This window comes from Curtobacterium sp. KBS0715 (assembly GCF_005938005.2).
GTDB lineage: Bacteria > Actinomycetota > Actinomycetes > Actinomycetales > Microbacteriaceae > Curtobacterium > Curtobacterium flaccumfaciens.
On record NZ_VCCA02000001.1, the window covers coordinates 2,785,600 to 2,798,291 of the forward strand.

The following is a 12,692-nucleotide window of genomic DNA, read 5'->3' on the forward strand; positions in this document are numbered from 1 at the left end:
CACAACACCCCGCCGGGAGCGCGGCGAGCGGTCGCAGACCGTCGCCTGCGGCGCCGCCAGCCGACAGTTCGTGACCACACGGCGTCCGGCGCACGACGTGTCGTGACCACTCGGCGGCAGGCCGGCCCAGCGCGGCAGCCCGGCGGCGGCGCCGCCCGCGCCTCAGGCCGCGCGCCGCCGCGGCACCACGAGGGGCGTGCCGGTCTCGGGGTCGGGGACGACGACGCACGGCAGGCCGAACACGTCCTCGACGAGGTCCGCGGTGAGCACCGATGCCGGCTCCCCCGCCGAGACGATGGCCCCGTCGCGCATCGCGATGACGTGGGTGGCGTAGCGCGCAGCCTGGTTCAGGTCGTGCAGCACCGCGACGACCGTCCGACCGGCGGCGTGCAGCGCCGAGGCGAGTTCGAGCACGTCGTACTGGTGCGCGATGTCGAGGAACGTCGTCGGCTCGTCGAGCAGCACGATGTCGGTCTGCTGCGCGAGCACCATCGCGATCCACACCCGCTGCCGCTGCCCGCCGGAGAGCTCGTCGACGCTCCGGTCCGCCAGTTCCACCGTCTCGGTCTGCTCGAGTGCGGCCTGCACGGCCTGCCGGTCGGACCCGGAGGACGGGTGCAGCAGGTCCTGGTGCGGGAACCGGCCCCGGGACACCAGGTCACGCACGGTGATGCCGTCGGGGGCGATCGGGGTCTGCGGGAGCATGCCGACCCGCCGGGCGACGGCCTTCGGGCGGTACGAGTCGATCGGCGCCCCGTCGAGGAACACCGTGCCGGCACGCGGCTTCAGGGTGCGGGCGAAGGACTTCAGCAGCGTCGACTTGCCGCAGGCGTTGGGCCCGACGATGACCGTCAGCTCGCCGTCGGGGATGTCGACGTCGAGCGTGTCCACCACGACCCGGTCGTCGTAGGCCAGGGTCAGCCCGCGGGCCCCCAGCGCGGTGGTCGGGACCGGACCGAGCGCGGTGCCCGCGGCCGACATCAGTGCTCGGCCTTGCCGTGCCGCCAGTACCCCATGAACGCGACCTGCTTGCGGTCGATGCCGACGCCGCGCACCAGGTGGCGGCGGAGTTCCTTGACGCAGCCGGCCTCACCAGCGATCCAGGCGTACACGGGGCGCTCGTCGACCGGAGCGGGGACGTCCCACAGCACCTGCTCGTCGACGTCGACGTCGGTGAACTCGGCGGCCGGCTCGCACGCGGCGGCGGACGACGGCGCGACGGTGGAGGCCCAGGCGTGCACCTGGTCGGTCATCCGGACCCCGTGGGTGGCGCCGTTGCGGGCGATCCAGCGGACCTCGACCCCGGCGGGCGCGGTGACCGGCAACCGGTCGGCGTCGGTGGGTACCTCGATGAAGACGTGGCCGACGGTCGAGACGTCGAGGGCTTCGAGGATGGCGCAGATGGCCGGTGCGGCGGTCTCGTCCCCGGCGAGCAGGATCCGGTTCGCGTGCCCGGGAGCGAACTCGGCTGCCCCGGTCGGCAGGTCCTCCGGCGACTCGGGGACCCGCGGCCCGACGATGCGCAGCTCGTCACCGACGCGGCAGGCCGACACCCAGCGCGACGCCGGACCGGTGTCGCCGTGCGCGACGAAGTCGATGTCGAGCTCGCGGGCGTCCGGCCGGAACGAGCGGACCGTGTACGTGCGGAGCGGGTTGCGGGTCTCGTCCGGCAGCGCGCGCCAGGCGGCGTACCAGTCCTCGTCCTCCGGCAGTTCGGAGAAGCCGATGCCGGGCAGGGGCAGCACGATCTTGATCCGCTGGTCGAGACCGACCGAGGAGAAGTCGGCGAGCACGTCGCCCGTCAGCGTCACCCGGACGAAGTTCGGGGTGAGCGACGTGACGGCGGCCACGCGGACGGAGAAGACGCGATACCGGGTTGCCACGGAATCGAGTATGGCATGCCTTACCTAACGTCTCCAGGCCCCCGGAACGGTGCGAGGATCGTCCCCGTGTCCGAAGCCCCCGACGACGAATTCGCCGACCTGCCCGCCCTCGCCAGCGCGAGCGGCGTGGACGCGCGGCTCCGCGCCTCCAGGCAGGTGGTCCGCACCGCGGACGGGCAGGAGATCTCCGCGATCCGCTGGGGCGACGACGGCCAGGAGGCCCGGATCACCTACCTGCACGGGCTCGGCATCGACGCCCACAGCTTCGACACCACGGCACTCGTCGTGGGCGAGCCGGCGGTCGCCCTCGACCTGCCCGGCCACGGCCGGTCGTCGTGGCGGGAGGACGCGGACTACGCGGCGACCGCGACGGCGCCGAGCGTGCTCGCCGCGCTCGACGCGCTCGCGGTGCCGCCGGGCATCGTCGTCGGCCACTCGCTCGGCGCCATCCTGTCCGCTCGACTCGCGGCCACCGCGCCGGAGCGGGTGACCGGACTCGTGCTCGTCGACATGTCGCCGGACTTCGCGCAGCGTGCGGTGGACCGGATCGCCCGCGCGCTCGAGGCCGAGGAGCCGTTCGAATCGCTCGAGCAGGTCGTCGACCGGGCGATCGAGGCGCGGGTCGGCGACGACCGGCAGGTGCTGCTGCGCGAGGCCCGGCACACGACAGCCCTCGGTGCGGACGGGCGACTCGTGCGCCGTCACCACTTCCCGCACCTGCCCGCCGGGCGGACGTCGTCGGTGGGGCGCTTCGCCGATGCGTGGCCGGACCTCGAGGCACTGCACGTGCCGATCCTGCTCGTCCGGGGTGACCGCGGGTACGTCTCCCCGAAGCTGCACGCCGGGTTCGCCGAACGCCTGCCGGACGCCGAGATCGTGACGGTCACCTCGCGGCACGCGGTGCAGAACCAGGCGCCCCTCGAACTGGCTTCGGCGATCCGGGCATGGGCCGAGCGGCACGGATTGTTGCACCCGATCGAAGAACCGTCGCCGGACGGCGCCAGCCGCCGGTACCCTCGTGCGAGCGCGAGGCCCGATCCCAGCCCTCGTGCCCGGAAGGAACCCACCACCCCATGAGTCCGCTCCTGCTCCGTCGCACCGCGCGCACCTCGCGCATCGGGCGCGCTGCCCTCGCCGCCACCGCGGTCGCCGTCGTCTCCGCCCTGGCGCTGGCCGGCTGCTCCGGCTCGTCCGACACCACCGGCGGCAAGGACGCCACGGTGCGCGTCGGGCTGGTGCTCGAGCCGACGAGTCTCGACATCCGCACCCAGTCCGGGGCGGCGCTCGACCAGGTGCTCATCGACAACGTGTACCAGGGGCTCGTCGGCCGGACCGCCGACGGCGAGATCCGTGACGTGCTGGCCTCGTCGCACGAGGTCTCGGACGACGGCCTGACCTACACGTTCACGCTGCGGGACGGCACGACGTTCCAGGACGGCAAGCCGGTCACCGCGGCCGACGTCGTGTGGTCGCTCGAGCAGGTCAAGTCGAACGACTCGTACGTCGACTCCGCCAAGCTCGCAGGGGTCACGTCGATCACCTCGCCGTCGGACGACTCCGTCGTGCTGAAACTGGCGAAGCCGGACTCCGACCTGCTCTGGAACCTGACCGGCCGCTCCGGCCTGGTGCTCGAGAAGGCCGCGGACAACGACCTGTCCGACAGCGCGAACGGCACCGGTCCGTTCTCGGTGGCCGACTGGAAGCAGGGCGACTCGCTCACCTTCGACCGCAACGAGGACTACTGGGGCACGAAGGCGAAGGTCGCGAAGATCGTCTTCCGGTACATCACGGACCCGTCGACCGCCGTCAACGCGATGGCGAACGGTGACCTCGACGTCCTGAACCCGGTCGACGGCACGCTCAAGAGCCAGCTGCAGGGCAACGCCGACATCGCGCTGCACAGCGGCAAGACGACCGACAAGTACACGCTGGCGTTCAACAACCGCAAGGAACCGTTCACGGACGAGCGCGTGCGCCGGGCCATCCGGCAGGCGATCGACGCGAAGGCGCTCATCAAGGCGATCGGCGGCACCGGTGTGGAGCAGGGCGGCCCGATCCCGGAGCTCGACCCCGGCTACGAGGACCTCACCGACATCGACGCGTACGACCCCGCGAACGCCAAGAAGCTCCTGGCCGCCGCCGGCCAGCAGGACCTGAAGCTGACGCTCACCTACGCGAACATCTACCCGACCACGATCGGCGACGTGCTGAAGTCGCAGCTCGCCGACGTCGGGATCACCCTGACGGTCAAGCGTGTCGACTTCGCCACCTGGCTGTCCTCGGTGTTCCAGGCACCGAAGACCGGCGAGCGGGACTTCGACCTGTCGATGGTCGACCACGTCGAGGCCCGTGACTTCGGCAACTGGGCGAACCCGGACTACTACTTCGGGTACGACAACGCGAAGGTGCAGGCGCTCTACGCCCAGTCGATCGCGGCGACCGACGAGGCCACCAAGACGGAGGCACTCCGGAAGGCGGCACGCATCGTCAGCGAGGACGCGGCCGGCGAGTGGCTGTACACGGCGACCGAGATCACCGCGGTGCGCTCCGGCGTGACGGGCTTCCCGGTCGACGGCGGGAACTCCCGCCTCGACCTGGCGAAGCTCGCGGTCAAGTGAACCGGAGCGGCCGCGGCGGGGTGTCCGTCCCCGTAGCATCGGTGTCGTGACCCGGTTCCTCATCGGGCGGGTGCTCCTGCTCGTCGTCGGCCTGCTCGTGGCGAGCGTCATCATCTTCGCCACGCTCCGCGTGCTGCCCGGTGACGTCGCCCAGGTCGTCGCCGGCACGCAGTCGACCCCCGCGCAGGTGGAACAGCTCCGGCAGCAGCTCGGACTCGACCGGCCCGTCGTGGTGCAGTACCTCGACTGGATCGTTGGGGTGTTCCGCGGTGACCTCGGCCGCTCCCTCGTGACGAACGGCGCCGTCGCGCCGGAGATCGCGCAGAAGCTCGCGATCACCCTGCCGCTCGCCGCGATGTCGCTGGCGACCGCGCTGGTGATCGGCGTCCCGCTCGGGGTGGTCGCCGCGGTGCTCCGTCGCCGCCCGGGTGGTGCGGTGATCGGGTTCGCGGCGCAGGCGGTCGCCGCCGTTCCCGTCGTGTGGGCCGGTATGCTCCTCGTCGCCCTGTTCGCGGTGACGCTGCACTGGCTGCCGACGCAGGGCTTCCCGCTCGACGGCTGGTCGGAACCCGGGCGGGCGTTCGCGTCGCTCGTGCTGCCCGCGCTGACGATCGGTGCGGTCGAGGGCGCCGTGATCCTGCGGTTCACCCGGTCCGCCACACTGTCCGTCCTCGACGCCGACCACCTGCGCACCGCCGCCGCCGTCGGGCTCACCCGCACGCAGGCGCTGCTCCGCCACGGCCTGCCGAGCGTCGCCCTCACGGTGCTCGCCGTGCTCGGGGTCCAGATCGCCGGGCTGCTCGTCGGTGCCGTCGTCGTCGAGCAGCTGTTCTCCCTGCCCGGGGTGGGCCGGATGCTCGTGACCGACGTCGGCCGCCGCGACATCACGAAGGTGCAGTCGGAACTGCTCGTGCTCACCGGACTCGTGCTGCTCGTCGGGTTCGCCGTCGACGTCGTGCACCGCACCCTCGACCCCCGACAGCGCGAGGTGCAGGGATGATCCGCCGCCTGGTGTCCCGACCGACCGGCGTCTTCGCCGTCGTCGTGCTCGGCCTGCTGCTCGTGCTCGCCGCCGTGTCGCTCGTCTGGACACCGCAGAACCCGTTCCGCGCCGACCCGTTCCACCAGTGGGAGGGGCCGAGCGCCGCGCACTGGTTCGGCACCGACGCCGCCGGCCGCGACATCGCGAGCTACCTGCTCGCCGGCACCCGTACCACCGTGCTCGTCGCCGTCGGCTCGGGGGTGATCGCGAGCGTCGTCGGGATCGTCCTCACCGCGATCGGTTCGCTCACCGCCCGCTGGGTGCGCGAGGGCACCGCGGTCCTGCTCGACATCCTGGTGGCGTTCCCGACCCTGCTCACCGCGATGCTCCTGACCGCGGTGTTCGGCGGGTCGCTCGGCGTGGTGATCGTCAGCGTCGGGCTGTCCTTCGGCGTGACGATCGCCCGCGTGGCCCGCGGTGAGATCCGGCGGATCGCCCGCAGCGACTACGTGACCGCGGCCCGGGCGTCCGGCGTCGGCGGTGCCGGGGTGCTCTTCCGTCACCTGGTGCCGAACGCGGCGCCGCTGTTCACCGTGCAGCTGTCGCTTGCGATGGCCACGGCCGTGCTCGCCGAGGCCGGGCTGTCCTACCTGGGCTACGGCGCCGGGTCGGACACCGCGTCGTGGGGCAGCCTGCTGTCCGACCTGCAGACCTACATCGGGGTCCACCCGTGGAGTGCGACCTGGCCGGGAGCCGCCATCGCGATCGTCGTCGCGGCACTGTCGTTGCTCGGCGACGCGGTGCGTGACGCTTCGGACCCGCGGCTGACGACGAGCGATCGCACGACGACCGACGGCACGACGGCCGACGGCACCGCGAGCGACCGGAGCGCCGACCCGGCGACGACCACGCCGGGGGTGACCGCATGACCGACCACGCAGCCGGCACCGCCGACGCAGCCGGCGCCGACCACGCCACCGGCACGGGCACCGCCACCGGCACCGGCACCGCTCACGCCACCGCAGCCTCCGGGCTCGAGGTGCGCGGGTTGTCGGTCCGCATCACGGGGCGGACGATCCTCGACGACGTCAGTTTCACCGTGCCTCCCGGCCAGCGCGTCGGCGTGATCGGCGCGAGCGGATCCGGCAAGTCGATGACCTCGCTCGTCCTGATGGGCCTTGCGCCCACCGGCGCCGTCGTGACCGGCAGCGTCCGCCTGGACGGCACCGAACTCGTCGGCCTGCCCGACCGCGAGCGCGCGAGGCACCGTGGGTCGGGCATCGCGATGGTGTTCCAGGAGCCGGGGACCGCGCTCGACCCGCTGCGCCGTGTCGGCGCGCAGATCGCGGAGCCGCTCCGGCTCCACCGCGGGCTCGACCGGCGTGCGGCCCGCGCGGCAGCCGTCGACCTGGCGGCGTCCGTGGGCCTGCCCGATCCGGAGTCGCTGCTGCGGCAGTACCCGCACCAGCTGTCCGGCGGGCAGCGACAGCGGATCTGCATCGCGATGGCGATGGCGGGCGAGCCGTCGTACCTGGTGGCCGACGAGCCGACCACGGCGCTCGACGTCACCACCGAGGCCCGCATCCTCGACCTGTTCGAGCACCTGCCGGCGGGCATGGTGTTCGTCACCCACGACCTCGCCGTGCTCGCGCGCATCGCCGACACCACCGTGGTGCTCGACGCCGGCCGGGTGGTCGAGCAGGGCCGCGTCGCGGACCTGCTCGCCGCACCACAGCACCCCGCCACCGCCGCGCTCGTCGACGCCGCACGTGCCACCGCCAGGAGGACCGCCCCGTGACCCTCCCCGTCCTCGAGGCCACCGGTCTCCACCGCACCTACCGGCTCCCCCGCCGCGGCCCGTTCGAGCCCGGTCCGGTCCGCACCGCCGTCGCCGGTGTCGACCTGATGGTCGCCCCCGGCGCACGGCTCGGCATCGTCGGCGAATCGGGATCCGGCAAGTCCACGCTGGTCCGGTTGCTCGCCGGCCTGGAGGCCCCTTCCGCAGGCACCGTCGCCGCCTCCGGCCGTCCGGTGGTCGCGTCCCGGTCCGCGCGTGCGTTGCGCTGGTTCCGTCGCGAGACCGGGGTGGTGTTCCAGGACCCGTACGCGTCCCTCGACCCGCGGATGCGCGTCGGCGCGATCGTCGCCGAGCCGCTGCGGGCCCTGCGGGTCCCGGGCTCGCACGACGACCTGGTCCGTGCCGTGCTGGAGCGCGTCGACCTGCCCGCCGACACGGTCGACCGGTACCCGCACGAGTTCTCCGGCGGGCAGCGACAGCGGATCGCGATCGCCCGGGCCGTGGTGCACTCGCCCCGGATCCTGTTCGGCGACGAGCCGATGAGTGCCCTCGACGTGGTCGTCCGCGCTCGGGTGATCGAGCTGTTCCGGTCGCTCGCCGACGACCTCGGGCTGACGCTCGTGCTGGTGTCGCACGACATCGGCGTGGTGCAGCGGCTGTGCGACACGGTCGCGGTGATGTCCGACGGCCGCATCGTCGAGCACGGGCCGGTGTCGCTCCTCGACGCGCCGCAGCACCCGGTGACGCGGGCGTTGGTGGCGGCGGCGCCGACGCTGCCGTAGGCGGGGCGGGGCTGAGCGGGGCGGGACGGGGCGGGACGGGGCGGGACGCACCGTGCGCGCTCCGACACTCGGTGCGAGCTTGCCCGCACGGAGCCGGCCTACAAGGCCGCACCGAACAAGCAACGCCGCACCGCATGCACGAAACTGCACCGTGCGACAGACAGGAGGCACGGCACCGGCCCGCCCCGCGCCTCCAGACCAGACGCACACGAGTCCACCGCACCGTGCGCGCTCCGACACTCGGTGCGAGCTTGCCCGCACGGAGCCGGCCTACAAGGCCGCACCGAGCAAGCAACGCCGCACCGCATGCACGAAACTGCACCGTGCGACAGACAGGAGGCACGGCACCGGCCCGCCCCGCGCCTCCAGACCAGACGCACACGAGTCCACCGCACCGTGCGCGCCCCGCCACTCCGTGCGGGCTTGCCCGCACGGAGCCGGCCTACAAGGCCGCACCGAACAAGCAACGCCGCACCACGTGCACGAAACCGCACCGTGCGCGCCCCGCCACTCCGTGCGGGCTTGCCCGCACGGAGGCGGCCTACAAGGCCGCACCGAGCAAGCAACGCAGCACCACGCGCAGGAAACCGCACCGTGCGCGCCCCGCCACACGGTGCGCCGAGCGCCCGCGCCCCGCGCACCGGAGCCGCCGGGGCCCGCCGTCAGGCGGTCCAGGCAGCCGGGTGCCGCCGCTGCCAGCGCAACCGGCGCTCGAGCTGCGCGCCGATCGCGAGCAGGACGCGCTCGCCGCCGGGGCGCCCGATCAGCTGCACGCCCATCGGGAGCCCGCCACCGTCGGGGTGGTCGTCCTCGGTCACGCCGACCGGCAGGGTGATCGCGGGGAGCCCGGACACGTTCGCCATCGACGTCCACGGCGAGTACGCGCACTGGCGGCGGAAGTCCTCGTCCGGGTCGTCGCCGTACCAGCCGAGGGGCCGCGGCGTCATCGCGAGGGTCGGCGTGAGCACCGCGTCGAACCGGTCGAACGCGCCGATGAGCGTCGTCGAGAAGGAGTCGAGCGTCGACATCGCGTCGAGGACCTGCGTGCCGGACAGCGACTGCCCGCGGGCCACGAGCCACGCCACGAGCGGGGTCAGCGACGACAGGTCGATGCCGGGCACCTGCGGCAGGCGGGCGGCCGAGCTCTCCCACGCCACCCGGAACGCGTCGGCGTACGGCACGCGGGGCATCCGGACGTCCTCGACGCCGTGCCCGACCTCGCCGAGCACCCGCACGGCGGTCTCCACGGCGGCCCGGGCCGCGGGGTCGACGACCACGTCGACGGTGTCGTCCCACGGCGAGCCGTCGAGCACCCCGACGACGAACCGGCCCTCGCCGCGGACGGCAGCCGCGGTGAACGGCCCCTCGCCGACGTCGGGGGTGACGAGCGCGTACGGCGACGGCTCCGGCAGCCCGGTCGGCGCGACCAGCGCGTCGAGCAGCATACCGGCGTCGGCGACGGACCGGGTGAGCGGCCCGGCGACGGACAGACCGCCGACGCCGGAGCGGCCGGGCATCGACGGCACGCGGCCGCGGCTCGGCTTCAGCCCGACCAGGCCGGTCGCCGCGGCGGGGATCCGCACCGATCCGCCGCCGTCCGACCCGACCGCGGCGGGCACGAGTCCGGCTGCGACGGCGACGGCGGCACCGCTCGACGACCCGCCCGGCGCGCGCGTGGTGTCGTAGGGGTTCCGCGTCACGCCGAGCCGGGTCTCGGACGACGAGGACATGCCGAACTCCGGTGACGCGGTCTTGCCGAGGCTGACGGTGCCGGCCGCGTCGAGCGCGGCGACGAGCGGGTGGTCGGCCGACGCGGGCCGCTCCGGCAGACTCGCGGTGCCGTTCCGCGTGGGGACCCCGGCGCGGTCGTACAGGTCCTTGTCGGCGGACGGGAGGCCCCACAACGGTCTCGACGTCGGCACCAGGTGGCCGAGGCGATCGGCTCGGACACGGGCAGCGTCCGCGGTGACCGTCACGAAGGCGCCGAGTCCGGCGTCCAGGCGTTCCACGCGGGACAGGTAGTGCTCGGTGACCTCGAGGGCGGTCGCCTCGCCCCGGCGGATCCAGTCCCAGAGTTCCTGTGCGGAGAGGTGGTGGAGTTCGAACACGGCTCCGAGCCTAGGCGACGGTGGCCCGTATCCTTCGACGGTGGACACCACTCTCCCCTCCGGCACGACGAAGCGCCGGATCGAACTCCGGCTCGTCCGGCCCCTGTTCGCCTGGTTCGCCCGGCCGACCGTCACCGTCGACGGGGTGGGGCACCCGGCCCAGTGGGGCACCGGCACGTGGGCGGTGCCGGACGACGGCGACACGGTGATCGGCGTGTACCTGTTCAACCGAGCGTGGCGGTTCGGGGCGGCCTCGGTGTCGGTCGGCGGCGCGACGGCGCTGGACTACCGGGGCGGGCTGCTGCCGGTGGGTGCGGGTCGGCTGACGCCGCGGGGCTGAGGGTCGCGGCGGGCCGGGCAGGGTCTGCTCGGGCGACTACTCGAACATCTCGGCGAGGAGCGCGTGCGGGTCACCGTCGACCACGTGCGCCAATCGTCGCTCCGGCCAGTGCGTCGTGGCGTCGTCCGGCCAGCACGGCACGACGTGGAGGTGCAGGTGCGGCACGCTCTGGCCGGCGTCTGCACCCGATGCCTGCAGCACGACGGTCCCGGTCGCGCCGAGGGCCCCCTTCATCGCACGGGCGACACGCTGCGCCAGGGCCGTGGTGGCGGCGAGCGCCGTGGGTGCGGCACTGAGCAGGTCGGCGGTGTGCTCGACCGGCACGACCAGGGTGTGGCCGGGAGCCAGCGCCGAGTCGGGCAGGGGTGCGAAGGCGACGGCGTGCTCCTCGCGTTCGACCCACACGGCGGGTTCGTCACCGGCGATCACGGCACAGAAGACGCAGGAGTCCATCGGCCCAGTCTGCTGCACGTGGGGTGCCCGCTCCGCGTGGGACGATGGGCGCATGACCGCCACGCTCGTCGCCAAGGGCCTGTCCGGCGGGTACGCCGCTCGCACGCTGTTCGACTCCCTCGACCTGACGGTGGCGCCGGGCGACGTGATCGGGGTCGTCGGCGTGAACGGTGCCGGCAAGTCCACGCTGCTCCGGCTGCTGGCCGGGGTCGACGAGCCGCTGGCCGGCACGGTGTCCCTGGCGCCGACGGACGCGTTCGTGGGGTGGCTCCCCCAGGAGCACGAGCGCATCGTCGGCGAGACCGTCGCGGCGTACCTCGGGCGGCGGACCGGCTGCACCGAGGCGACGACGACGATGGACGCAGCGGCGGCGGCGCTCGGCGACCCCGATGCCGGCGACGCAGCGGCCGACCGGTACTCGGCGGCGCTCGACCGCTGGCTCGCCGCGGGTGCCGCGGACCTGGAGGACCGGATCCCGGCGGTGCTCGCCGACCTCGGCCTCGAACCCGGCACCGGCGACTCCGGTGTGGACGGCGTCGGCCCGGACTCCCTGATGACCGCGCTGTCCGGTGGGCAGGTCGCCCGCGTCGGGCTGGCCGCGCTGCTGCTCTCGCGGTTCGACATCGTCCTGCTCGACGAGCCGACCAACGACCTCGACCTGGACGGCCTCGACCGGCTCGAGGCGTTCGTGCGCGGGCTGCGCGGCGGGGTGGTGCTCGTCAGCCACGACCGTGAGTTCCTGGCGCGCTCGGTGACCTCGGTGCTCGAGCTCGACCTGGCACAGTCGTCGAACCGGCTGTTCGGCGGCGGGTACGACTCGTTCCTCGAGGAGCGCGAGATCGCCCGGCAGCACAAGCGTGACGCGTACGACGAGTTCGCATCGACGAAGGCCGACCTGGTCTCGCGGGCCCGGACGCAGCGCGAGTGGTCGAGCCAGGGTGTCCGGAACGCCATGAAGAAGAGCCCGGACAACGACAAGATCCGCCGCCGTGCCGCCTCGGAGTCGAGCGAGAAGCAGGCGCAGAAGGTCCGGCAGATGGAGTCCCGCATCGCCCGGCTCGACGAGGTCGAGGAGCCGCGCAAGGAGTGGCAGCTCGAGTTCACGATCGGCAGTGCACCCCGGTCGTCGGCCGTCGTCGCGACGCTGTCGGACGCCACGTTCACCCAGGGCGACTTCACCCTCGGCCCGGTCTCGCTGCAGGTCGACGGCGGTGACCGGATCGGCATCACCGGTCCGAACGGCGCCGGCAAGTCGACCCTGCTGCGGGCGCTGCTCGGCAAGCAGGCACCGACGACGGGCACGGCGTCGCTCGGCTCCAGCGTGGCGGTCGGCGAGGTCGACCAGGCGCGTGCGGCGTTCACCGGCGACCAGCCCCTGGCGGCGGCGTTCGAGGCGATCGTGCCCGAGTACACCACCGCCGACGTCCGGACGCTGCTCGCGAAGTTCGGGCTGAAGGCGGACCACGTCGGCCGACCGGCCTCGGCGCTCTCCCCGGGCGAGCGCACCCGGGCCGGGCTCGCACTGCTGCAGGCCCGCGGGGTGAACGTGCTCGTGCTCGACGAGCCGACCAACCACCTCGACCTGACCGCGATCGAGCAGCTCGAGCAGGCGCTGGAGTCCTACGACGGGACCCTGCTGCTCGTCACACACGACCGGCGCATGCTGGAGACCGTCCGACTCGACCGGCAGTGGCGGGTCGAGGGCGGCACCGTCACCGAACGCTGACG

12 protein-coding genes are annotated in these 12,692 nt (G+C 73.5%); 8 read left to right on the forward strand and 4 right to left on the reverse strand.

Features of this window, described 5'->3' with window-relative positions; genetic code table 11:
- Positions 1 to 162: 162 nt before the first annotated feature.
- Together FFG40_RS13250 and FFG40_RS13255 are read right to left on the reverse strand one after the other, a co-directional pair.
- Complete coding sequence (locus tag FFG40_RS13250) at positions 163 to 981, reverse strand: ABC transporter ATP-binding protein (RefSeq protein ID WP_138803616.1); 819 nt, start codon at positions 979 to 981, stop codon at positions 163 to 165.
- A complete protein-coding gene (locus FFG40_RS13255) occupies positions 981 to 1,883 on the reverse strand; it encodes a siderophore-interacting protein (protein WP_260678878.1) in 903 nt (300 codons plus the stop codon). Before FFG40_RS13255 ends, FFG40_RS13250 begins: the two co-directional genes overlap by 1 nt.
- 66 nt (positions 1,884 to 1,949) lie before the next feature.
- Here FFG40_RS13255 and FFG40_RS13260 point away from each other — a divergent pair, with 66 nt between their 5' ends.
- The 6 genes from FFG40_RS13260 to FFG40_RS13285 are packed head-to-tail and all read left to right on the forward strand — an operon-like array spanning position 1,950 to position 8,063.
- Positions 1,950 to 2,960, forward strand: coding sequence for an alpha/beta fold hydrolase (locus FFG40_RS13260; RefSeq protein ID WP_138803618.1), 1,011 nt, complete (start codon positions 1,950 to 1,952; stop codon positions 2,958 to 2,960).
- Positions 2,957 to 4,501: an ABC transporter substrate-binding protein gene (locus tag FFG40_RS13265; RefSeq protein ID WP_138803619.1), complete on the forward strand. Its 1,545-nt coding sequence runs from the start codon at positions 2,957 to 2,959 to the stop codon at positions 4,499 to 4,501. The genes FFG40_RS13260 and FFG40_RS13265 overlap by 4 nt, the downstream gene beginning before the upstream one ends.
- Before the next feature lie 46 nt (positions 4,502 to 4,547).
- Positions 4,548 to 5,501: an ABC transporter permease gene (locus tag FFG40_RS13270; RefSeq protein ID WP_138803620.1), complete on the forward strand. Its 954-nt coding sequence runs from the start codon at positions 4,548 to 4,550 to the stop codon at positions 5,499 to 5,501.
- Complete coding sequence (locus tag FFG40_RS13275) at positions 5,498 to 6,412, forward strand: ABC transporter permease (protein WP_138803621.1); 915 nt, start codon at positions 5,498 to 5,500, stop codon at positions 6,410 to 6,412. Before FFG40_RS13270 ends, FFG40_RS13275 begins: the two co-directional genes overlap by 4 nt.
- Positions 6,409 to 7,281: an ABC transporter ATP-binding protein gene (locus tag FFG40_RS13280; protein WP_260678879.1), complete on the forward strand. Its 873-nt coding sequence runs from the start codon at positions 6,409 to 6,411 to the stop codon at positions 7,279 to 7,281. The genes FFG40_RS13275 and FFG40_RS13280 overlap by 4 nt, the downstream gene beginning before the upstream one ends.
- Positions 7,278 to 8,063, forward strand: a complete 786-nt coding sequence (locus FFG40_RS13285) for an ABC transporter ATP-binding protein (RefSeq protein ID WP_138803622.1) — start codon at positions 7,278 to 7,280, stop codon at positions 8,061 to 8,063. The genes FFG40_RS13280 and FFG40_RS13285 overlap by 4 nt, the downstream gene beginning before the upstream one ends.
- Positions 8,064 to 8,725: 662 nt before the next feature.
- Here the strand turns inward: FFG40_RS13285 and FFG40_RS13290 are convergent.
- Positions 8,726 to 10,171 (reverse strand): amidase, encoded by a 1,446-nt coding sequence (locus FFG40_RS13290; protein WP_138803623.1) that lies wholly within the window; start codon positions 10,169 to 10,171, stop codon positions 8,726 to 8,728.
- A gap of 40 nt (positions 10,172 to 10,211) precedes the next feature.
- Between FFG40_RS13290 and FFG40_RS13295 the strand changes: the two genes are divergently transcribed.
- On the forward strand, positions 10,212 to 10,511 hold the full coding sequence (locus tag FFG40_RS13295; protein ID WP_027465808.1) for a hypothetical protein: 300 nt from the start codon (positions 10,212 to 10,214) through the stop codon (positions 10,509 to 10,511).
- A 36-nt stretch (positions 10,512 to 10,547) separates the two neighbouring features.
- Here the strand turns inward: FFG40_RS13295 and FFG40_RS13300 are convergent, their stop codons facing one another.
- Positions 10,548 to 10,964 (reverse strand): HIT family protein, encoded by a 417-nt coding sequence (locus FFG40_RS13300; RefSeq protein ID WP_185974185.1) that lies wholly within the window; start codon positions 10,962 to 10,964, stop codon positions 10,548 to 10,550.
- Positions 10,965 to 11,016: 52 nt separating this feature from the next.
- Between FFG40_RS13300 and FFG40_RS13305 the strand changes: the two genes are divergently transcribed.
- Complete coding sequence (locus FFG40_RS13305) at positions 11,017 to 12,690, forward strand: ABC-F family ATP-binding cassette domain-containing protein (RefSeq protein WP_138803625.1); 1,674 nt, start codon at positions 11,017 to 11,019, stop codon at positions 12,688 to 12,690.
- The last annotated feature ends 2 nt before the right edge of the window (positions 12,691 to 12,692 follow it).